This is a genomic window from Phormidium tenue FACHB-1050 (assembly GCF_014696925.1).
In the GTDB taxonomy this organism is placed as follows: Bacteria; Cyanobacteriota; Cyanobacteriia; order Pseudanabaenales; family Pseudanabaenaceae; genus Pseudanabaena.
Genome location: NZ_JACJQY010000060.1, coordinates 1 through 20748, shown reverse-complemented (window position 1 = coordinate 20748; position 20748 = coordinate 1). Strand labels below are relative to the sequence as shown.

At 41.7% G+C, this 20748-nt stretch carries 23 protein-coding genes and 1 pseudogene; 11 read left to right on the top strand and 13 right to left on the bottom strand.

The features are described 5' to 3' along the window. Positions 1 to 75: 75 nt before the first annotated feature. Complete coding sequence (locus tag H6G05_RS22905) at positions 76 to 1242, bottom strand: metallophosphoesterase family protein (protein ID WP_190581918.1); 1167 nt, start codon at positions 1240 to 1242, stop codon at positions 76 to 78. A gap of 110 nt (positions 1243 to 1352) precedes the next feature. Continuing rightward, a complete protein-coding gene (locus H6G05_RS22900) occupies positions 1353 to 1988 on the bottom strand; it encodes a ribonuclease HII (protein ID WP_190581917.1) in 636 nt (211 codons plus the stop codon). A gap of 291 nt (positions 1989 to 2279) precedes the next feature. On the opposite strand from H6G05_RS22900, the gene trpB reads away from it, so the two are divergent. Continuing rightward, a complete protein-coding gene (gene trpB, locus H6G05_RS22895) occupies positions 2280 to 3512 on the top strand; it encodes a tryptophan synthase subunit beta (protein ID WP_190581915.1) in 1233 nt (410 codons plus the stop codon). Between the two features lie 406 nt (positions 3513 to 3918). Continuing rightward, on the top strand, positions 3919 to 5037 hold the full coding sequence (locus H6G05_RS22890; RefSeq protein ID WP_190581913.1) for an alpha/beta hydrolase: 1119 nt from the start codon (positions 3919 to 3921) through the stop codon (positions 5035 to 5037). 308 nt (positions 5038 to 5345) lie between these two features. Here the strand turns inward: H6G05_RS22890 and trxB are convergent. Then, positions 5346 to 6281 (bottom strand): annotated as a pseudogene (trxB, locus tag H6G05_RS22885) (thioredoxin-disulfide reductase); the annotation flags it as partial. Between the two features lie 532 nt (positions 6282 to 6813). Here trxB and remA point away from each other — a divergent pair. From remA to H6G05_RS22860, 5 genes are all read left to right on the top strand, one after another. Beyond that, entirely contained in the window at positions 6814 to 7074 is a 261-nt protein-coding gene (gene remA, locus H6G05_RS22880; RefSeq protein ID WP_190581911.1) for an extracellular matrix/biofilm regulator RemA, read from the top strand. Between the two features lie 227 nt (positions 7075 to 7301). Next, positions 7302 to 7922, top strand: a complete 621-nt coding sequence (gene gmk / locus H6G05_RS22875; protein WP_190581910.1) for a guanylate kinase — start codon at positions 7302 to 7304, stop codon at positions 7920 to 7922. Positions 7923 to 8111: 189 nt separating this feature from the next. Beyond that, positions 8112 to 9428, top strand: a complete 1317-nt coding sequence (locus H6G05_RS22870; protein WP_190581909.1) for a D-alanyl-D-alanine carboxypeptidase — start codon at positions 8112 to 8114, stop codon at positions 9426 to 9428. Positions 9429 to 9587: 159 nt separating this feature from the next. Beyond that, on the top strand, positions 9588 to 9953 hold the full coding sequence (locus H6G05_RS22865; protein WP_190581908.1) for a TMEM165/GDT1 family protein: 366 nt from the start codon (positions 9588 to 9590) through the stop codon (positions 9951 to 9953). Positions 9954 to 9958: 5 nt separating this feature from the next. Beyond that, positions 9959 to 10234, top strand: a complete 276-nt coding sequence (locus H6G05_RS22860; RefSeq protein WP_190581907.1) for a TMEM165/GDT1 family protein — start codon at positions 9959 to 9961, stop codon at positions 10232 to 10234. Here H6G05_RS22860 and H6G05_RS22855 read toward each other — a convergent pair. Continuing rightward, on the bottom strand, positions 10227 to 11039 hold the full coding sequence (locus tag H6G05_RS22855) for a hypothetical protein (RefSeq protein ID WP_190581906.1): 813 nt from the start codon (positions 11037 to 11039) through the stop codon (positions 10227 to 10229). The two genes, H6G05_RS22860 and H6G05_RS22855, sit on opposite strands and share 8 nt — an antisense overlap. A gap of 325 nt (positions 11040 to 11364) precedes the next feature. Here H6G05_RS22855 and cobJ point away from each other — a divergent pair, with 325 nt between their 5' ends. Continuing rightward, entirely contained in the window at positions 11365 to 12777 is a 1413-nt protein-coding gene (cobJ, locus tag H6G05_RS22850) for a precorrin-3B C(17)-methyltransferase (protein ID WP_190581905.1), read from the top strand. A gap of 59 nt (positions 12778 to 12836) precedes the next feature. On the opposite strand, the gene H6G05_RS22845 is transcribed toward cobJ, so the two are convergent. The 9 genes from H6G05_RS22845 to H6G05_RS22805 all read right to left on the bottom strand — a co-directional run bounded on the left by H6G05_RS22845 (position 12837) and on the right by H6G05_RS22805 (position 18138). Further along, positions 12837 to 13346, bottom strand: a complete 510-nt coding sequence (locus tag H6G05_RS22845; RefSeq protein ID WP_190581904.1) for a hypothetical protein — start codon at positions 13344 to 13346, stop codon at positions 12837 to 12839. A 119-nt stretch (positions 13347 to 13465) separates the two neighbouring features. Then, positions 13466 to 13756 carry a hypothetical protein gene (locus H6G05_RS22840; protein ID WP_190581903.1) on the bottom strand — a complete coding sequence of 97 codons (291 nt, stop codon included), beginning with the start codon at positions 13754 to 13756 and terminating at the stop codon, positions 13466 to 13468. 37 nt (positions 13757 to 13793) lie between these two features. Beyond that, complete coding sequence (locus tag H6G05_RS22835; RefSeq protein ID WP_190581902.1) at positions 13794 to 14225, bottom strand: hypothetical protein; 432 nt, start codon at positions 14223 to 14225, stop codon at positions 13794 to 13796. A 338-nt stretch (positions 14226 to 14563) separates the two neighbouring features. Then, positions 14564 to 14920, bottom strand: a complete 357-nt coding sequence (locus H6G05_RS22830; RefSeq protein WP_190581901.1) for a phage holin family protein — start codon at positions 14918 to 14920, stop codon at positions 14564 to 14566. A gap of 60 nt (positions 14921 to 14980) precedes the next feature. Then, on the bottom strand, positions 14981 to 15148 hold the full coding sequence (locus H6G05_RS22825) for a YqaE/Pmp3 family membrane protein (RefSeq protein WP_190581900.1): 168 nt from the start codon (positions 15146 to 15148) through the stop codon (positions 14981 to 14983). A 113-nt stretch (positions 15149 to 15261) separates the two neighbouring features. Further along, the gene (locus H6G05_RS22820; RefSeq protein ID WP_190581899.1) at positions 15262 to 16020 is read right to left on the bottom strand and encodes a histidine kinase; all 759 of its coding nucleotides are present in this window, start codon (positions 16018 to 16020) and stop codon (positions 15262 to 15264) included. A 497-nt stretch (positions 16021 to 16517) separates the two neighbouring features. After that, positions 16518 to 17030, bottom strand: a complete 513-nt coding sequence (locus tag H6G05_RS22815) for a hypothetical protein (RefSeq protein ID WP_190581898.1) — start codon at positions 17028 to 17030, stop codon at positions 16518 to 16520. Positions 17031 to 17132: 102 nt separating this feature from the next. Continuing rightward, positions 17133 to 17378: a GlsB/YeaQ/YmgE family stress response membrane protein gene (locus tag H6G05_RS22810; RefSeq protein ID WP_190581897.1), complete on the bottom strand. Its 246-nt coding sequence runs from the start codon at positions 17376 to 17378 to the stop codon at positions 17133 to 17135. 184 nt (positions 17379 to 17562) lie between these two features. After that, positions 17563 to 18138, bottom strand: coding sequence for a YtxH domain-containing protein (locus tag H6G05_RS22805; RefSeq protein WP_190581896.1), 576 nt, complete (start codon positions 18136 to 18138; stop codon positions 17563 to 17565). A 773-nt stretch (positions 18139 to 18911) separates the two neighbouring features. Between H6G05_RS22805 and H6G05_RS22800 the strand changes: the two genes are divergently transcribed. From H6G05_RS22800 to H6G05_RS22790, 3 genes are all read left to right on the top strand, one after another. Further along, positions 18912 to 19514 carry a signal transduction histidine kinase (STHK), LytS gene (locus H6G05_RS22800; protein ID WP_190581895.1) on the top strand — a complete coding sequence of 201 codons (603 nt, stop codon included), beginning with the start codon at positions 18912 to 18914 and terminating at the stop codon, positions 19512 to 19514. Between the two features lie 115 nt (positions 19515 to 19629). Next, entirely contained in the window at positions 19630 to 20088 is a 459-nt protein-coding gene (locus H6G05_RS22795; RefSeq protein WP_190581894.1) for a BON domain-containing protein, read from the top strand. 155 nt (positions 20089 to 20243) lie between these two features. Next, positions 20244 to 20450 carry a chlorophyll a/b-binding protein gene (locus tag H6G05_RS22790; protein ID WP_408962492.1) on the top strand — a complete coding sequence of 69 codons (207 nt, stop codon included), beginning with the start codon at positions 20244 to 20246 and terminating at the stop codon, positions 20448 to 20450. The last annotated feature ends 298 nt before the right edge of the window (positions 20451 to 20748 follow it).

The window sequence follows — 20748 nt, the reverse complement described above, 5'->3', positions numbered from 1 at the left end:
TCCTTCGACAATTAACTCAAGGGGGCGCATCAGGAAACTTCTTGTAGAATATCAATAATCAACTAGTCGTTATTTTTAAGCGGGTACTTCGCTAAATTCCATATACAACTCTTTAAAAGCAGTAATTACTTCAGGAGATAAGTTTTTTTCCCGATCGCTATAAAACTTTTGAAACTCAGTGATCGGATCAAAGCGATCGTAATCTTTTGGTTCAGGAGCTTGTGCCGATTCATTCACGATTAACTTTGGCTCGATCATCACTGCTTGAGGGCAAACTTTTCGCACTCGATCCGCAAGTCCGATGGGCGGCGTATCCACAGCGATCGCAAATTTCAAATAGCCTTCATAATCACGATGGGCTTCTAGATGCTCATCTAATTGTTCTAAATGACATTCCACTCGCTTGAGTGGTTTATGACAGGTGAGGGGTTGAAATTGCACTTTTGCAGGTCGCCCAGTTTCCACTTCAATCAAGTTAAATCCTTTTTCTTCGCCCACTTCTCCAAAATCCACTTGAATTACAGAGCCAGCATAATAGGTCGGCGCAGCATTGGGAATCTGTTGTGGTCGATGGATATGTCCTAAGCCTACATATTGGCATTCTGAAGGAATCGATTGTCCTGACAAGCTATAAACATCACCACTGTAAAAAGCCGCCTCAGAACCTGTAAATTTAGCTCCCTCAATAGTCATGTGCGCCATCATCACATTTACTGCATCGGTTTTAAAGGCGCTAGCGAGATTCTGAAGAACATAGGTAACTGTCGTTTTGTAATCATTGCGCTGTTCTAGAGCATCCTTATTCCAGACATCCTCGGCTGCTAATAACTTCCGTTCAGATGCAAAGGGCATTGCACCGATACAAAGCTTGCCATTGGCTGTATCAATATTCACCACGCCGCCTTCTTCGGCAATTCTGGGGCGACCTAAGGCTCTCACTCCTGCAAGGGATAGTAAATGGGCAAGACTATCAATGCGATTAGCCGAATCATGATTTCCTGCGATCGCTACTGAGGGAATACTTAACTGATTTAGCTTATAGAAAAAATCATAGGCAATTCGCTCTGCATCCGTTGTAGGGTTAGGTACATCAAAGATATCGCCTGATATGAGGACTGCATCCACTTCATATTCTTTTGCATATTTGAGGATTTCCTCTAGGGCTAAGGCAATTTCAGGGGTGCGATCGACTCCTTTTAACTTTCTTCCTAAATGCCAATCAGATGTATGTATTAAACGCATAGTCTTTGTGTTTTAAAGAAGTTAGGACTTACGCAAAAAAAACTTGAAACCCTTGTTTTACCGTAGGGGCAATTCATGAATTGCCCCTACATTTGGTTCTTTTGCATAAATCAAAGAAGTGATTGCTTCGCTATCACTTCTTTGATTTTAAACGTTTTACGATGTAAATCACTGTAACCTAATTGCGCGATCGCCTGTCGATGTTTAGGCGTGCCATAGCCCTTATTTGTAGCGATGTCATAACCTGTATAGATTTCCGCGAGTTCAACCATGCGGTGATCGCGCCATACCTTCGCGATAATGCTTGCCGCCGCAATTGATATTGATAGAGAATCCCCTTTAATCACAGTAGTTTGTGGAATTGGGGCTATGAGTTTAAATCGTAAAAGTTGATTGCCATCGATCAGACAATGCTTAGGCTGTGGATTTAGCTTGGCGATCGCCCTTTCCATCGCCAGTAAACTCGCTGCGAGAATATTCATTTCATCGATTTCCTCAACTGATGCTGTACCAATTTCACAGGCGATCGCAACTTCACGAATGAGCAGATCTAACTTATCGCGGCGTTGAGGTGAGAGCTTTTTGCTATCAGTTACGCCGAACTCTTCTAAATAAGCAAATTGATCAATGGGCAAAATCACCGCCGCCGCCACTACTTCACCAAATAGACAACCCCTTCCAACTTCGTCTACTCCTGCTACAGGATAATTTGTAATTTCTAGCGATCGGATGTCTTCTTGATTCATGAAACTGATTCATCTTTTGGTATATATCTGTCGCCATTCTTGTTAGGACATCAACCCCAAATAGTGTGAGGCGGCGCGAAGCGCCGCCTCACACTATTTTTGGGGTTGATGTGTTCTGATACAGGTGGCTATAGCTATATGTTACAGCGCAAAGTACTGACTTAAAAAACAGTGAAAATTTTGAAAGTGCCGCTTCGCGGCACTTTCAAAATTTGTTATCCTAAATACAGTGCCATAAGCACCCCAAGCAAGTTTTAATAGTAGCTAACTCATCAGTCAAGATCCACCGCAATGACCACAACGCCGATCGCACCCAAAACAACTGCACCATCCACAATCGTCAATCGTCCCGATACCTTAGGACGGTTTGGTATTTTCGGGGGCAAATATGTTCCCGAAACCCTTATGAGCGCTCTTACTGAGCTAGAAACCGCCTTTTATCATTACAAAAATGATCCAGATTTTAACAGTGAATTAGACGGCTATTTGCGGGACTATGTGGGTAGACCTAGCCCTCTATATTTTGCGGAGAGATTGACGCAGCACTATGGGACAGCTCAAATTTACCTAAAGCGTGAAGACCTCAACCACACAGGCGCACATAAAATCAATAATGCGCTAGCTCAAGTACTTCTAGCGATCCGCATGGGCAAAAAGCGCGTAATCGCCGAAACAGGTGCAGGACAGCATGGCGTAGCTACAGCAACAGTTTGCGCTCGTTTTGGTTTAGATTGTGTGATTTACATGGGTGTGCAAGACATGGAGCGTCAGTCTCTCAATGTCTTCCGTATGAAACTCATGGGTGCAGAAGTACGCCCCGTTGAGGCGGGTACTGGTACGCTCAAGGATGCCACATCTGAAGCAATTCGTGATTGGGTAACTAATGTCGTCGATACCCATTATATTCTGGGTTCCGTTGCGGGCCCCCATCCTTACCCAATGATTGTGCGTGATTTTCATGCGGTGATTGGTAAGGAGAGTCGTCGCCAGAGCCAAGAGAAATGGGGCGGTTTACCAGATATTTTGCTGGCTTGCGTGGGTGGTGGCTCCAATGCGATGGGACTATTTCACGAATTTGTCGATGAGCCAAGCGTCCGTTTAATCGGGGTGGAAGCCGCTGGTAAAGGTACAAACACTGAGTTTCATGCCGCCACTCTCACTCTCGGACGTGTTGGCGTATTACATGGTGCAATGAGCTATTTATTGCAAGATACTGAGGGACAAGTACAGGAAGCGCATTCCATTAGCGCTGGTTTGGATTACCCTGGAGTTGGTCCAGAGCATAGCTATCTGAAGGATTTAGGACGTGCTGAATATTACAGCGTCACCGATCAAGAGGCTCTAGATGCATTTCAACGACTCTCTCGTTTGGAAGGAATCATTCCCGCTTTGGAAACATCCCATGCGATCGCCTATCTCGAAACTCTCTGTCCACAGCTAACTGCTGATCAGCGCATCATTATTAACTGCTCTGGTCGTGGTGATAAGGATGTAAATACGGTAATTCAACATTTGCATCTTTAATAAAAAATCAAAAACAGAAGGAATATCCCCTTTCTATTTTTATAAGAACTACAAATTAACAAAACCTAGATACAACACTTTGTACTTTCTCAAAATCCAAAAATTTTTTAAAAGTGCTTTGCAGCACTTTTAAAAAATTTTGTACTACAGCAACCCAAGGTTTACATAAAACCCAAAATACAAGTAGCGGCGCTTCGCGCCGCTACTTGTATTTTGGGTTTTATGTTTTACTGCTCTGCGATTTGACAAAAAACTATTTTTGATGACATGGCTGCGAAGTCACGCAAAAATAGTTTTTTATTAGCTGCAATTAAACTGACATTTATTAATAAAAATTATTATGCATTTAAGATAAAAGCATTTACTCTTATGCACTAAGAGAGTCTAGTCTATACATAATAAGTATATGTCGTCAAAGTTAAACCCAATTCGTTTCTTTGCAACCAATCGAGATCTTGACAACCTCGGTCGTGACGCAAATCGTGATGATCGCATTCGACTTCAGCAAGGTGGCTATCACTGGGTAGACATGAAAAAATACATGGCGCATTATCTAACTACTACCGATCCGACGACTATGCCGCCTGACGCGATCGTGCAGAATTCTCAAGAAATCGTGTTCGACAATTTTCTCTCCAAACCGACTATAAAACGCATCATTATCGGTATTCATGGATTTAATGTTCCATTTCATGGAGCTTTAACTTCTTTCTCACTGCTTGCTGACACTTTAAACATTACTTTAAAAAAGCATAATACGACTCTGATCACTGAACCAAGTGCTGATTTAGGCAACGGAGATTTGACAGCTTTTGTCGGATTCTCTTGGCCTTCTAATGGCAAAGTCTTAGACTATCTATCGGATCGAGCTGAAGCTGTGCAAACTGCTCCTGCATTAGCCAATCTGATCGGCTATATTCGCACTCAAAATCCTGAAGCTAAAATCCATATAATTGCCCACAGTATGGGCAATTACCTAGCCTGTAATATGTTGAAGGGATTAATTAATGAAACCTTTAAGCCTATTCTGTTCTCTGACAATGCCGAGATCAAAGACAAAATTGAGCAACAATTAAAGCGCATCGACAAAGGTGGAAAAGATATGTTTTTCATCGATCGCTATTTGATGCTAGCTCCTGACGTAGAACGTCGAGAGGTAACTCAATGCGATATCGATGGAGACAAGTCTAGTTATCTTGGTCCTTTCTATGCAGGCATCAAACACTTAGTTTCCGAAACACATCTGTTTTACTCTCGGTATGATAATGCTCTCAAAGCCTCTGTCGTAGAGAAAGATCTTATCCAAGAAACCTTGCAAAAGGGAAAGGAAATATTTACAGGGCAAGATTTGCAAAAACGCTGGGAGCATAGTCTAGGGCTGAATCCTCTGCCTTCTTTGGTTCCTGACAATATGTATAGTCACAACGCTACAGTTTTGACCAATCGAGCAATTGATCATGGTGACTATTTTGATGCGATCGCTGTTGCTGAAAAGATTGCGGAAATCATCATGAGTGCTGTTTAAGATTCTTTAATCAATATAGCAATCCTAAATAAGTTGTGAGAGTGCGCCCCTTCGGGGCGCACTCTCACAACTTATTTACTGATGTTACATGGAAGGAATTCTTGCGATGGCGTAAGTCTAGGGCTGGCACGGGGGCACAGCCCCTACAAGATCTAAAATTTACAGGTAGGGGCAATCCCCCCGTGGTTGCCCTGTTATGCTAGCAGCAAGAGGTTCATTATCTGAGTTCCACGTAACATCAGTTATTTATATAGCAATGCAATCCTAAATGAGTGGTGGCACTTCGCGCCGTCACTCATTTAGGATTGCTTGGCTGAGAGCCAACGTTCTGCTTCAAGAGCAGCCATACATCCAGTTCCTGCGGCAGTAATTGCTTGGCGATATTCATGATCTTGGACATCACCGCAGGCATAGACACCTTCGATATTAGTGGCTGTTGACTTACCTTTGGTGATGACATAACCATTCGGATCAAGTTCTATTTGTCCTGCAAACAAATCTGTATTCGGAGTATGTCCGATCGCATAAAATAGTCCACCCACTGCTAAGCTACTTTCTTCATGAGTGACAGCATGACGAATCTTAATCCCTCTCACAATCTCTTCACCATAAACATCAAGGGGAACAGATTGCCAATGCACAGTAATCTTCGGATGATTGAACACGCGATCTTGCATAACTTTACTGGCTCTCATGCGATCGCCGCGCACCAGCAAATGCACCTTCGAGCCAAATTTAGTTAAAAAAATTGCTTCCTCGGCAGCCGTATCACCACCACCAACTACCGCTAATTCCACACCCCGAAAAATCGGCGCAGCACCATCACATACAGCACAAGCTGAAATACCTCGATTCCAATACTGTGTTTCACTTGGTAAATTGAGCCTTTTGGCAGTGGCTCCTGTAGCAATGATTACGCTCTTGGCTTGAACTTCCTGAGACGTTGACTTGATCGTAAACGGATAATTGCTAAGATTAACGTCGATTACATCTTCCATCACTAAATCTGCACCGCAGTTGATTGCTTGCTCTTTCATATAGCTCATCAACTGTGGACCCATTACTCCCGATGGAAAGCCAGGGAAATTTTCTACTTCTGTTGTCGTCATCAATTGTCCCCCAGGAATTCCGCCCTTTTGAAATCCTTCAAATACAAGGGGATTAAGGCTAGCGCGTGCAGCATAAATTGCGGCGGTATAGCCTGCGGGACCTGAGCCAATGATCACTACATTTCTAATCGACATAATAAATTTGCTGATAAGATTTGAAACTTTAGATTTAGCAATTCTCATTATCAAAATCAATTTTTTGAAAGCCCCCTGAAGGTCGGCTTCCAAAAAATCGATTTTGTTGTTTCCAGTGCCTTCGGCACTGGAAACAACAAAATCGATTTCATAATGAGAATTGCTGTTTTAGATTACAGTAAAACCTAAAAGATGCATTTCTCTAAAACGCATCTTTTAAGTTTTATATACTGACAAAATTGGTGGCAGATGTATAGCTGTCGCCATTCTTGTTAGGACATCAAACCCAAATAGTGTGAGGCGGCGCGAAGCGCCGCCTCACACTATTTGGGTTTTGATTTGTCCTGATACAGGTGGCTATAGCTATAAAACATAAACCGACTAAACTGATGAGTATATCTGCCTAATTAAGATGGATTTCGCCATGCGTGACAAAATATATCGGATCTAATTGATTTTTATTGGATAATGCGATAATACTTTCAAAAATGAAGCTACACCACCTCTAAATCGATTTTAGATCGATAAAATTATGGACATTAAGCTCATCAACATCGGCTTTGGCAATATTGTTTCGGCAAACCGAGTTGTAGCGATCGTTAGCCCTGAATCCGCTCCTATTAAGCGTATCATTAGTGATGCGCGTGAACATGGTAAGTTAGTTGACGCTACCTATGGGAGACGCACAAGAGCAGTAATTGTTACAGACTCTAGTCATGTAGTTCTATCTGCTATCCAACCTGAAACTGTCGCTAATCGTTTTGTCATTAGTAAAGAAGGCACACCAGACTAAACTAATTTACAGCAATTATCGATCAACCAAAGCCAAAGAGATTTTTTGAAAGTGCTGCTTTGCAACACTTTCAAAAAATCTCTTTGGCTTTGAATACAAAGCGCATTCAGCAATTCTCATTATGAAAACGATTTTGGTGTTTCCAGCGCCGAAGGCGCTGGAAACACCAAAATCGTTTTTTTGAAAGCCATTGCTTTACAGGAATTTTTACATATAATGTGAATCTGATGAAAGCGCAAATAACTATCAACTCTATCTCTAGAGAGAATTACGAAACGGTGGGCGAAGATAAATTAAGTGCAGGCAAATTAATTGTTGTCACGGGACCAAGTGGTGTCGGCAAAGGTACTCTCTTACAGAAACTCCTTGAACGCCATCCTGATCGCATTCTCTTTTCGATATCAGCAACCACTCGATCGCCCCGTACTGGTGAAGAGCATGGTCGCGAATATTTCTTTTGGGATCGGGCTGAATTTGAACAAAAGCGCGATACGGGTGAATTTTTGGAATGGGCTGAATATGCGGGAAATCTCTATGGCACACCACGTAACCCGATTGATCAGGCGATCTCTCTAGGGCAAATCGTTCTGCTGGAAATTGAACTGGAAGGAGCGCGGCAAGTGGCGCAGTCTTTCCCCAGTGCAAAACGAATTTTCATAGCCCCACCTTCGATGGAAGTACTAGAAAATCGTTTGCGCGATCGCAGTACTGATAGTGATGAACAAATTATCAAGCGCTTGCACCATGCCAAATTAGAAGTAGCTGCTGCCCATGAGTTTGATATCACAATTATCAATGATGATCTAGAAATTGCTTTACAGCAACTCGAAAGCGCCATGTTTGACTAGATTCCCCAAAACCGATTTTTTGAAAGCTCGCCAAAGGCGAACTTTCAAAAAATCGGTTTATTGTTTCCAGCGCCAAAGGCGCTGGAAACAATAAACCGATTTTTATAATGAGAATTGCTGCACTAGAATGATTGTGCTTGTGTTGGCTTTGCCAACACAAGCACAATCATTCTAATTGCGGGTTTCTTTATGACTACGTGGAGTCTCGTTGGTGCTTTGCTGTTATCGGTTTCGACCCAAGTTCTCGATGGTCGTGAAGTTGCCGCAGTACCTCGATCTGTGATGAGCTATGCCACTCGTCCAGTCCTTGCCTCAGAAGAGATTGCCAATAATCAGTCCGATCCCATCGCAAAGCAAGCGATCGCGACGATGCTTAACGATCTTAAGCAAATGGGAGTAACTAGTCCTGATCAAGGGGTATGGATTCAGTCCCATGATGGGGAGATCGCCGCAGGTCGTTTATCAAGTCGTCCATTGCCCTCAGCTTCACTCACCAAAAATGCCACTACCTTGGCAGCATTGCAAACTTGGGGATCAAACCATCGTTTTATTACGAATATCAGTACTACAGGTCAACTCGTAGGCGATACCCTCAGAGGTGATCTGATTATTGAAGGCAGTGGCGATCCATTGTTTGTATGGGAAGAAGCGATCGCCCTCGGCAATAAACTTAATCAACTAGGTATTAAGCGGGTTCAGGGCAATCTGATTATTACAGGTCGATTTTCTATGAATTTCGAGCCTGACCGACAAGAATCAGCAAACTTTCTCCGTCTCGCCTTTGATAGCAGCCGATGGCAGGGTGAAGTTGCCGAGCAATATGCGACGATGCCCGTGGGAACGCCCAAACCGCAACTAGTGATTTTGGGGAATGTGCGAATTGTGCCAAATCTTGCTGTAGATAATGTTTCTACCCGCAAATTGTTGATCCGTCATGCATCGCTACCCCTTTGGCAAATCCTGAAGCGGATGAATACCTTTAGCAATAATGAAATGTCAGAAACCCTTGCAGCCCAAATGGGAGGAGGTAGACAAGTTGCGGCGATCACGGCTAATGCGACAGGAATACCCATTTCCGAAATAAGACTAATTAATGGGTCAGGGCTAGGACAAGGCAATCAAATTTCCCCTCGCGCAACGGTGGCGATCCTGATGGCTATTCATAACCGCGCTCAAGTTGAGGGGTTAACCCTAGCCGATCTCTTCCCAGTCAGTGATTGCAATTGCGGTACGATTGAAGGCCGTAGAATGCCGAAAGGAGCGATCGTCAAAACTGGCACGCTTTCTGATGTCAGCTCCTTGGCAGGGATCGTCCAAACTCAAGCCCATGGAGCAATTTGGTTTGCGATCGTCAATCGCGGTGAGGGTGATATTGATGCTTTTCACCGATCGCAGGATCGCGTATTACAGGCTTTAGTTGCTAAATGGGGTTTACCCAAATTGCCAACAGCTAGTTTTGCAGAAACACCTTGGCAAGACAGCGATCGCAATGAAATTGTGAAATAGTAATATATAACCCAAAGGAGAGTTGCGGCGCGAAGCGCCGCAACTCTCCTTTTATGTACTGATAACTTGGCAACAGCTATAAATCCCAAAATGGCGTTGCCATTTTGGGATTTGGTGTAAACTATGAAATGATTATGAAAGATTAAATAATGCTTATAAATGATGTCTGCAAAGCCTGAATTGAATAACCAAGAGCTTCAGCCAGCTCAAGTAATAATCGCATCACCAGTAAAATCTCAGATGAAATCTGAACATTGGCAAATTATTACCACAACTTTTATCACCGTATTTCTTGCAGAAGTTGGGGACAAAACCCAGCTCAGTGTTTTAGTGATGTCGGCACAGTCCCATCAGCCTTGGATTGTATTTGCTGGAGCTGCGATCGCCCTAGTCTCCACTAGCTTATTAGGCGTAATCGCAGGTAAATGGCTAGCTAAAACTTTCTCGCCAAGTTTGCTAAATACTTTAGCTGGCTTGAGTTTTCTGATTCTGTCACTTAGTTTATTGTGGGAAGCGATCGCTTAAAAAATATGGACTGGCAATTATTATTTCTTAGCTTTGGTACGATTTTTTTGTCTGAGTTGGGTGACAAAAGCCAATTAGCAACCTTGAGCTTAAGCGGTAGCTCAACGGCTCCTAGATTTGTTTTTATTGGCTCAGCCGCAGCTCTGCTAGTAGCTAGCTCAATTGGGGTATTTCTTGGCGACAGCATTTCCGTACTTTTGCCAACCCAAATACTCAAGGCGATCGCAGCCTTGTTGTTTGCCATCATGGCGATGCGTCTACTTATGACAGATGCTAGCTAGCCCTTGTTGTAGAAAGTTTACTGATTTCGTTTAACAAATTCTTTAAAAATAGAGTCTTTTGCTCTTTGTCAGCATTCAACAATTGTTTTGTATTGAAGTATCTTGAGATAAACTCTGGCAGTGGTTTATTTTCTAAGACAAATTCCGAATCTGATACTATAGACAATCCTGTTCTTCGTAAAAATAATTTCTTTCTTTTGGAAGGTAATTTTTGATATTCTAAATTGAGTTTGTTGATAATGTCAGTATTTAGCTGGATGTAATTTTGAGTGACTAAAAACTCAGATTCCCTTTGATTAAAATAAATTATTGTTACTTCAATAATTAAAATTAGACATAGAAAAAAGCTCAATATTGTTTCAGTTTTATTGTGTATATTGTGTAATTTTTTGTAATCTTCAATTTGTTGTTCATAGATTTCTTGGGGACTTTTTTCCCATGTAAATCCTACAAATTCTTTGCGAATACCACTCTTGTGCAGGAATTTGTCTAAACTATCTAATTCTCTTTTTACAGCTTGGATTTTGATAGTGTTTAGGAGTGGAGATTCGCTATCTCTTCTCCCCACAAGTCTTTTGTTGATATCAGGACCATCCGCGAAACACTGAATATTATCTGGTTTACCTGCAATATTTTTAACATCAACATAGGGATTTTCTTTGCCAATATGCCATCGTCCCCCCATTCTCACAAAATAATATGGCTTACTAATCTCAAACCCAGGAACTTGCTTTAGATCTTCAATTGTTGGCAACTCATTTAACCACTGTTTAATTTCTTTGAGGCTAGGGTTGGGATGGTTCACTAAATTTTTGAGGTAAAGTGATTTCAGAAGAAATTTTAGCGTTATCCGTATGAATCTAAAATATAGCTAAATTAAAAATTTAAGTCAATCAACTCTATACAAAACGAAACGTGCATACAGCGCTTTTTATTCCCTCCAACTATAGCTATAGCCATCTGTATCAGGACAAATCAAAACCCAAATAGTGTGTTCGCGTCGCCTCACACTATTTGGGTTTTATGTCCTAACAAGAATGGCGACAGCTATAGAACCAATTACAATATTTGGGGCTACATCAATAGCACTAGATAAATAGTAAAAAATAGCAACTAAATAGCAAAAATAAATGAAATCGCCTGTAATTATTAGCTTAGGAGAAAAAAGTATTGCGATCGCCAGACAAATCCAAACTGTAATTTCTAACGCCACAATTTATGGACTTGCATCGCGCACCCAAACTGCCGATCGCCAATATGACAAATTCAGCGAAACTGTCAGCGAATTATTTAGCCAAGGACATCCAATTATTGGCATTTGTGCAGCAGGAATTCTCATTCGATCCCTAGCACCATTACTCTCAGACAAACGTGCTGAACCACCTGTCATCGCGATCGCCGAAGACGGTAGTGCCGTAGTTCCTCTCTTAGGTGGACTGAATGGTGCAAATGAACTTGCTAGAGCGATCGCCCAATCACTCCAAGCTCAAGCCGCAATCACGACTACAGGAGATTTGCGCTTTCAAACTTCATTGTTAGCCCCACCAGCTAATTATCGGTTGTTAAATTCCGATGAACAGGCTAAGACTTTTTTAGCGGATTTATTAGCAGGAGCAAGGGTCAAACTCATCGGTGAGGCAACTTGGTTAAGTAATAGCAATCTTCCCTTTGCCGATGATGCCATGCATCAAATAGAAGTTATTACTGAGGAAGCGGAACTAGAGATGATCGCTTCTCAACTAAGTTCTAGGTACTTGGTATATCAAACAGGATTCTCTCAAAATTCACAGACTACAGGTAAAGTCTCCATCATCGGTACAGGACCAGGAGCCGCAAAATGGATGTCGCCTGAAGTCAAAGCAATTTTGGAAGCAGCCACAGATTTTGTTGGCTATAAAACCTACGTGAATCTAGTTAAAGAATTTACCAAAGGAAAAATAATCCATGCATCCGATAATCGTGTCGAACTTGATCGCGCTCGTCATGCCCTCGAATTAGCTACCGATGGCAAATCTGTAGTCATTGTTTCATCAGGAGATGCAGGTATTTATGGTATGGCTTCCGCCGTATTTGAAGTAGTCGAACAAGATCTTCCCAAATGGAATCATATCAATATCCATGTAGCCCCTGGCATATCCGCTGTCCAAGCCGCCGCCGCCGCCATTGGTGCGCCTATCGGACATGATTTCTGTACTATTTCTCTGTCAGATATTCTCAAACCTTGGGAAATTATCGAGCAGAGGTTATCTGCGGCAGCTCAAGCTGATTTTGTGATTGCAATTTATAATCCCATTTCCACACAGCGTAAATGGCAACTCCCAGCCGCCAAAGAGACATTATTAAAATGGCGATCGCCTAATACACCAGTAATTCTTGGTCATAAAATGGGACGTAAGGGCGAAAATGTGAAGGTGATTACACTCGCAGAATTAGAGCCTGAACTTGCGGATATGCAAACGGTGATAATTGTTGGTTCTAGTAAGACAAAGATTTTAGAATTAGGCGATCGCCTAAGAGTATATACACCGCGCACATACAGTTAAGGTTCATCCCAAAGAATAAGTGGCAGCGTGAAGCGCCGCCACTTATTCTTTTGATATTTTTATTTGCGACCAATCCATTTTGAGGCGATCGCTCCTACAACTGCGCCCACCATCGGATTGCTGAGAAATTTTACTAGGGCGGGCTGATCGGCTAAAACTTCATGAAAAATATCAGGATGGGAATGGTAAGTAAACCCTGCGAGTTGGGCGACATCATCAGGTGTCATGCGGCTAGGATCATGACTGGATAGACCTAATTGCTTTTCAAGATCGCGATTACCTAGTCCTCTCTTTTTGAGCTGACCAAATAACTCTCTGGCGACATCATCTCGCTGTCTGGGCTGAATCTTGGCGAGTGCTTTCTGCAATTCTGGCTCCATTTGTGCCGAGGAAATGCGATCGGGCTGGAAAAAATCACTAAATATATTACGACGTTCTTCACGGGAAGACCGTTGAGCAAAATTGTCAAAATCTGTAAAGTTTTCCGACTCATCAGGTAGGGTTTCTTTATTCCCTCCCGCTAAATCTTTCATGACTTGACGCTTATAATCATCACTAGTATTTGGCATAGCTATTTAGAACTCCATTAAAAATAAAAAAATATGCGTCCAAGGCGGCACGAAGTGCCGCCTTGGACTACCTTGCAAATTAAGAAATGGCGTAGCCATTTCTTAATTTGGGATTAATGTTACGTAGTTCCAGCCTGATCCCAAGCATCCCGAACTGCATCTTTGACTTTATCCCAAGCCATTCCTGTGCCACTCTTTTGGGCTAAGAGAGCTTCATAATCTCGCTTGAGTTCGGGTTCTGCTTCATCAAAACTTTTGCCAAAATAGCGATCGCAACCTTCATGTCCTATCTGATAGGCTAATTGATAGCCTTCATAGGTAGCTCCTTTCTCAATATAGTGACGGGAATTGTAATTCTGTCGCCAGTAATTATCATCGAAGCTTGCAATGGTGAGGGTTTGATTACTCATGGTTATCTCAATAAAAATACAAATGGATCATGAAGGATTAACTGGCTTGCTGATAATCAATTTGTTTAGATTGATAGTCATAGCGAGCTGTTAAAATCAATTTTTTGTCAGGAGCATAAATCAAAACGGTTAAATCTTGATTTGGGAAGGTATTCCGAAAGCCTTGTGTTAGCGATTGAGTTAAGGGTTTTACATCTGCGGGTAGAACTTGAGGTGAAATTACGACCCCTAATTTATTACCGTCGCGGACATAGGCATCTTTAATTAAGCCTTTACTAGTCTGCATCACCCAATTGCCATAATCTTTTCCTGCGGCTGAATTACCTCGGGCTATTTGACTGTAATCTGAACTCTGATTGAGCTTTACTGGATTAGAAGCTTGAGGAGATCCGCAAGCAGTTGTGAAAGTTAAAACCAACATTAGAGCGATCTCTACTATTGTGGTTCGAGCATTGTGAAAAATGTTCATCTGGCTTTTCCTTCGTTTTTCATGCTGTTTATTCCTGTAGTGATATAAGAATTTCTTCCCCCCCCTTCCAACGGCTACCGTGTACACACAAGTCACCAAGAACTCAAGTTCTTGGCTAAAAGCTAAAGTCATCTAAAGATGACTGAAAATGACTGAACAAAATCAACCCGTTTTAACGAGTTTTAGCTCTTAGCCCGCACTTGAGTACAGGGCGTTCTCGATGTGTGCAGACAAAATCTAGACTTGTGTGTACAAGGTAGCTTTCAAAGGGGCGAAACCTGAATTCTCCCCCTTGAAAGGGGGAGTTAGAGGGGGTAAAAAACTTCTCAAACACGCTCTTAACTGCCAGTTCTTCTCTCTGCAAAGTATTTGTTAAGGAAAGTACTGCAAAAAGATAGAACGATGGGAGCTAGGATAAAGGCTAAGAAACCATTCATAGCGAATCCTGGAACAATAACTGAGGCAAGCCATAGCAATATTCCATTCAAAACGAAGGAAAATAATCCTAGAGTAATGAAAGTGAGGGGTAGTGACAAAACTTGCAGAATAGGTCTAATGAAGGCATTGACCAAACCAATAACGATCGCAGCCAGTAACGCTGAAGGAAAGTTGGAAATATCTACACCAGGAACAACTATATCAACAATGAGAAGCCCCAAAGCAGTTGCTAGTATAGTCAGAAAGTATCCAATCATGGTTTTTAACCTAGAGTAATAGTAGTTTGATAGTTAGGAAAGAGGGCAAATCGAGCAAATTTAATTATTTGTTTGCTCGCCCTGTTTAGAGATCGCCCAAACAGCATGAATAATGCCAGGAACCCACCCTAATAGAGTGAGTCCAATATTGATTAATAGAGTGACGCTAAATCCGTAAGCCAGAAAAACACCAAGGGGAGGAAGAAGAATGCCTAAAATTAGTTTCATGTTGATTACTCTTGAATTTACTGTTTTTTTGGGAATGTGGTGCGGTTAAAGCCTGCACAACATTCCCCCGACACGAAATAAACTGTATGTTTTGAAAATTAGCGCTTTGAAAATTAGCGCTTAGAGACAGAATCCTTGCTTTTCCAAATTTCTTTTAAGCCCTGTTTGATCTGTTCCTCTTTACGAGCAACTACAGAACCAAACTCACCTGCATTGGTCTCAACTTCTGCCTGTTTCTGTTGCAAAGGAAGAACTCCACTGACTTCTGCTTCAACTTTTTTCTGGTCATACCATGTTTTTGCTTTTTCCCATTGCAGCTTAATCTCTTGATAGCGATCGCCATAACGATCTGCTAATTTCCGATCTAGATTTGTCATTTGGGATTTGAGGTTGACATACTGCTCCTGCAAAAGCCCCACTTCTTGACGTTCTTGATAGGTATTGACCGCTAGACTAATTTCTTCAGGATTAGTATCTGGTAATTCCACCGCCTTGATATCCATCATGATGGCGCTGGCTTCCCGATCTAACTCTTCCTGCTGTTGATCCAATTGAGTTTGAATCGCCAATAGTCTCACTCGTCGCTCCGCGATCGCCTGTTGACGCTCATGGGTACTTCCTGCGATCGCTCCTTCAATAGAAGCAGTGATGTTTTCTGTCTTTTCCTTGCCACCTCCCTTAAAATCAGCAATTACTGTAGAGACCGCATCTTTGACAATTAAACCAATTTCACCTGAGCCTTCTTTTAGCTCAGCGATGGTCTGGGCAACTGCATCTTTGACAATTTCGCGAATATGTTCAGATCGAATACTGCCTTGGCTCTTTGCCTTTTCAAGATTAGTTTTAATCTTCTCTTTAACCAGATTAGACATAGTTAATATTTCCAATTTATGGATGGGATTGATGCTTTTTCTGATCTCAGTTTGAGTAGCGTAGTAGGGGCAATTCATGAATTGTCCCTACTGCTTGCCTTACCATAAGGCGCGTACTGACGCTGGTGGTTCAGTGGTTGTGGTTGGAGCTACTTCTTCTACAGGTTGAGTATTAGATGGTGGAGTAGCATTTAAGATTGGCGTAACGAGGGCAAGTACTTCGTCACTAGTTGCATAGCCATCAAAGGCATCAAGACTAAAGGGAATCGGAAAATTTTCTCGATTCTCATTGTAGATAACTTCTTTGTTGCTAGCATTGGTAGATATCCAAATGTATAGTTAAGAGACGATTAATTCTCTATATAGAAAATCATGACGTTGGAATGTCCAATTACTTGAATGACTTGATGAACTTGCTTTACTATGAAATAAAGTGTAATAGAACTTATGCTCTACTACGCTTTATTTCTAGATTGAGAAGTAGTCAACAAACGGAGTTATCGTTTAAATGCTTTATCAGCTCGATCCCACGCATCTTTCACTGCATATTTAGCTTGTTCCCAAGGTAAACTTCCAGTTTGATTTGATTGATAATCACGCTGCAAATCTGTTTCAACTTCGTTGTAAGTTCGACCACTTTGACCATAGCGATCGTAACCTTCATAGCCAGTACGATAGGCTGGTTGATAATCTTCGTAGGTTTTGTCTGAATCGACATAGGTGCTAGAAGTATAAGTCTCCTGCCAATTAGTTTCTTCAAAAGTAGGATTAACTTGCTCAGCGACATCCTTACCAGCTAAGCCGCCAACGACTGAACCAATCACAGCACCAACTACAGCACCAACTGGGCCGCCAACTGCACCACCGATAACTGTGCCTACAGTTCCAGCCCCTGCGGCTCCCACACCTGTTCCTAAAGGATGTGATCCCACTTCTCCAGAAATTGGATCGAGATTTGCATCACTTTGATCAGTAGGATTTACATCTCTATTGACATTTCTATTAGTCATTTCAGCTTGTCCTTGTAAATACTTGTAAATAATTAATCTGTTTGAGTTTGAAGGAGTGAAGTGCTGCTCTCTGAGTAGTCTTCCACTCCTTTTTAATAGCGTCTAAGAAGCTTTAACAAGGCGAATTCCATATAGCAAAACTACTGCACCAATGGTTGCCACGATCAAGCTACCGAGCAAGCCGCCACCTGTAGAGACCCCAAAGGTATTAAATAGGAAACCACCTAATAATGCGCCGACAATACCAACAATAATATCGCCCAGCACACCGTAGCCACCGCCGCGAACTATCTGACCAGCTAAGGCTCCTGCTACTAGACCGATCAAAATAAACCAAATAAATTCCATTAGATTTTCTCCGTTTATCCATTTCAAGTATTTGTGAATGAAAAGAATAGGCTAAGTTTCTAGTCGCCTATCTTTTTTGAATTTATGCAATTCTCTAAAATGTGAGGCACTTTAGGGAATTAGAAAATAAACTCAGTCAGTTTTTTCAATTGCAAAAATGGCGTTACCATTTTTTGAATTGGTGTTACTGACCTAAGAAGTTTTTGACAGAATCAATTACCCCATCAACTTTGTTCTCAGCTTCGGCAGGTAGACCTTTGGTGTTTTCCTTAACTTCATTAGCGCGATCGCCTACCATATTCTTAGTTTTCTCTACACCTTCGCCAACTTTACCCTTAGCATCCTTAGCCATATCTTTAGCTTTACCAATATTTTCCTTGGTACCTTCTTTCACATTTTTAGCTAAGTCTTTAGCGCGTTTTTCTGCCTCTTTAGCAAAGTCTTTAGAGGTGTCAGCTAGTTTGTCAATCACCTTGTCAGTTCTTCCATCACGAAGATCGCGACCGATTTCTTTAGTGATACCTGCGGCTTTGTCGATCGCCATGTCAGTTTTCACACCTTGCGTCACTTTGTCAACTTGATCGCCAAAGATGTTAGCCAAAGGAGATGCGATCGCCCCAGCACTAAAAAAGGTCACTTGTAACATAAAAACTAGTGCGAAACCACAAGCGAAAAGAAGTCCTTTCTTGACACCATTCAGTACCGCAGTGACGGGACTATTAAAATGAGTAGCCTTGCTCTTTTCTAAGATATGATTCATTTGTTTCACCTAACGTTTTGTGTTTAGTTCCTGAGTCAATATTGAAACTAACAGCCAATTGTTTGATCTCATGTTTAAGTGATGTATAACTTGAGTGAATTGTACTAAATGCAAATAAATCTTTACTATAAAATCTTCGAGTTTTAAAGCTTTGATTAAGTCAAAAAATATTCATTGTACTTGATATATTTTCTTTTTATATTTTTGGCGATCGCTACTAGAAAATCCTCTAAATACCTTTAATAAAAGTGTTTACTGTAACGATTTAAATAGTTTTAACCCATCTCATACAATTCATTCAATTTGTAATATCCGTCTATACACGATTTATGACATTCAAGTGCAAAGATAGTTGCAGTGAGTAAATTACTGATTGACACTCTATTTATCCAATGGAATCAATCGCGAGTGTTTAAGTGTCTCAATGTAACTAAGAACCGAATTTAAAACCTATGCTGACTCTATAAATATAGGTTTTGGGGTTTAACACTTAATTGAGGCTACTTACTTAACAACACTTGCACCTACATAAATTACACAAAATAATTGAGTGTCAAATTATGTTTTTCCATAAAAAAGCTCCCATTCATATTGTGCAAGTGATAAAGACGAAAGGGGCTCTTGGAATTCAGAGCCTGACTTTGAGTACATTACCGACTCACTAAATCAATCATCTAAGTAACTAGTGTGTTTCCTCCACATTCGGCGGAAACACACTAGTTACTTCCTTAAAAGCGAAAAAAACCATCAATTTATTAACGGATTAAAAGATTATGATCGGACAAAACAGACGTGCTACAGGTACATTCTCGACTCACCACGACGCTGAATCAGCTTTGGGTGAATTGAGAAGTAGCGGATTCAATATGGATCAAATTTCGATCATTGGTAACAATGTTAATCGCAATTCTGATATGGCTGGCGCTCAAAAAGGTGAACACCTTAATGATCTTGGCAATAAAGATCGTGACAACAAAGTGGGTGAAGGTGCTACTACAGGGGCTGCCTCTGGTGGTGCAGTTGGAGGACTAACTGGCTTGCTCGTAGGATTGGGACTTGTTGCCATCCCTGGAGTTGGTCCCGTGATGTTAGCTGGTGCGGCGGCTACGGCTTTGGCGACGACTCTCACTGGTGGTGCGATCGGTGCAGCCGCAGGTGGTCTCGTAGGCGGTTTGCTTGGTTTGGGTATTCCCAAAGACCGAGCCAAGGTCTATAGCGATCGCGTAGATCAAGGAGATTACTTGGTAATGGTTGACGGCACAGATCAAGAGATTCGCCAAGCTGAAGCGATTTTCCAACGTTACGGTATCCATGAATGGGGCATTTACAATTCTGAAAATGCTTCTACCAGAACGGGTGATGTCTCTTTGAGATAAGTAACTGACTCACCAATTAAAAGCAATTTCCAAAAAGATTGCATCGCAATCTTTTTGGAAATTGCTCTGCTACATGAACCCTAAATAGACTGTACTAAATTGAGGAATTCTTGCTATGAATAAAAAAATTGCTTCACTACTACTGACTAGTTCTCTCCTAGTTACAGTGGTATCTTGCACCGATGCACGAACTACTGCTGAAGCTCCTGCACCTAACGCAAACTACAGTACTAGTAGCCCTACCGCCTCACCCCAAAACACTCAAGCGGCTGTAGATGACGCTCAAGATGAAACTCGCAAGAGGCAGTTGGAGTCTGACATTCGTGCGCGTGAGCAGCGCAATGATGCAACGGGTGACTCAACAAAACGACCAGATAGTGATCTGGCTAGCGAAGTTCGGAGCAAATTGGAAGCGAATATCCCTAAAGGGAATTTAACTATAGAGTCCAAAGATGCCAATATTGTCGTCTCAGGAACTGTTCCTATGCTAGATGATCTTACTAAAATCAAAAGTTTGGCAATGGAAATCAAGGGCGTGAAGACTGTCACTATTAAAGCAACAGTTGCTTCTTAACAACTCTCATTAGCAACAAACTAATTAGTAGGGGCAATTCATGAATTGCCCCTACTAATTAACATAAATCGTTCTGAAACATTATCTCCATCATCAGATGGGATTCTCTCAGAAGTCATCAGATTAACTAGACAACAATTATTTGGAGAACTACTATGCAGACTAATACACCACAAGCTGAAGCCGCAGAAGTTATGCAGCGCAATGCTTGGATTTCAGGATTTACACCACAAGCTGAACTCTGGAACGGTCGTCTTGCGATGATTGGATTTGTCTCAGCGATCGCGATCGAACTATTTACACATCAAGGTGTTCTCCATTTTTGGGGCATCCTTTCGTCAGGTGTAGTTCCAGTTTCATAAACTTGCTATAGCAATGTGAGAGATAGCTCGGACAACAATCAAAACCCAAAAGATGAGTGGCGGCGCGAAGCGCCGCCACTCATCTTTTGGGTTTAATGTCCTAAGTAAAACTTACATTGCTATATCAGGTTTTCGAGTGAGGGCAATGCTTCGCCATGTCCTCACAAACTTCTGCTATTACAGTTTATTTCGTAATCCTTAGTACAGGACAAAAAGTTGCAAAAGTAGGCAGGAAGGGGTTTTATAAAAGATAACCACATCACAAATAAAACCCCTATGAAAGAGATTAACCTATTTC

Coding starts and splice junctions, on each gene's coding strand:
- remA (WP_190581911.1), top strand. CDS start 6,814: ATGGACATTAAGCTCATCAACATCGGCTTTGGCAATATTGTTTCGGCA.
- H6G05_RS22900 (WP_190581917.1), bottom strand. CDS start 1,988: ATGAATCAAGAAGACATCCGATCGCTAGAAATTACAAATTATCCTGTA.
- H6G05_RS22825 (WP_190581900.1), bottom strand. CDS start 15,148: ATGAAACTAATTTTAGGCATTCTTCTTCCTCCCCTTGGTGTTTTTCTG.
- H6G05_RS22905 (WP_190581918.1), bottom strand. CDS start 1,242: ATGCGTTTAATACATACATCTGATTGGCATTTAGGAAGAAAGTTAAAA.
- H6G05_RS22870 (WP_190581909.1), top strand. CDS start 8,112: ATGACTACGTGGAGTCTCGTTGGTGCTTTGCTGTTATCGGTTTCGACC.
- H6G05_RS22820 (WP_190581899.1), bottom strand. CDS start 16,020: ATGTCTAATCTGGTTAAAGAGAAGATTAAAACTAATCTTGAAAAGGCA.
- H6G05_RS22810 (WP_190581897.1), bottom strand. CDS start 17,378: ATGGAATTTATTTGGTTTATTTTGATCGGTCTAGTAGCAGGAGCCTTA.
- H6G05_RS22795 (WP_190581894.1), top strand. CDS start 19,630: ATGAATAAAAAAATTGCTTCACTACTACTGACTAGTTCTCTCCTAGTT.
- H6G05_RS22805 (WP_190581896.1), bottom strand. CDS start 18,138: ATGAATCATATCTTAGAAAAGAGCAAGGCTACTCATTTTAATAGTCCC.
- cobJ (WP_190581905.1), top strand. CDS start 11,365: ATGAAATCGCCTGTAATTATTAGCTTAGGAGAAAAAAGTATTGCGATC.
- gmk (WP_190581910.1), top strand. CDS start 7,302: ATGAAAGCGCAAATAACTATCAACTCTATCTCTAGAGAGAATTACGAA.
- H6G05_RS22790 (WP_408962492.1), top strand. CDS start 20,244: ATGCAGACTAATACACCACAAGCTGAAGCCGCAGAAGTTATGCAGCGC.
- H6G05_RS22860 (WP_190581907.1), top strand. CDS start 9,959: ATGGACTGGCAATTATTATTTCTTAGCTTTGGTACGATTTTTTTGTCT.
- trpB (WP_190581915.1), top strand. CDS start 2,280: ATGACCACAACGCCGATCGCACCCAAAACAACTGCACCATCCACAATC.
- H6G05_RS22865 (WP_190581908.1), top strand. CDS start 9,588: ATGATGTCTGCAAAGCCTGAATTGAATAACCAAGAGCTTCAGCCAGCT.
- H6G05_RS22890 (WP_190581913.1), top strand. CDS start 3,919: ATGTCGTCAAAGTTAAACCCAATTCGTTTCTTTGCAACCAATCGAGAT.
- H6G05_RS22800 (WP_190581895.1), top strand. CDS start 18,912: ATGATCGGACAAAACAGACGTGCTACAGGTACATTCTCGACTCACCAC.
- H6G05_RS22830 (WP_190581901.1), bottom strand. CDS start 14,920: ATGATTGGATACTTTCTGACTATACTAGCAACTGCTTTGGGGCTTCTC.
- H6G05_RS22835 (WP_190581902.1), bottom strand. CDS start 14,225: ATGAACATTTTTCACAATGCTCGAACCACAATAGTAGAGATCGCTCTA.
- H6G05_RS22840 (WP_190581903.1), bottom strand. CDS start 13,756: ATGAGTAATCAAACCCTCACCATTGCAAGCTTCGATGATAATTACTGG.
- H6G05_RS22815 (WP_190581898.1), bottom strand. CDS start 17,030: ATGACTAATAGAAATGTCAATAGAGATGTAAATCCTACTGATCAAAGT.
- H6G05_RS22845 (WP_190581904.1), bottom strand. CDS start 13,346: ATGCCAAATACTAGTGATGATTATAAGCGTCAAGTCATGAAAGATTTA.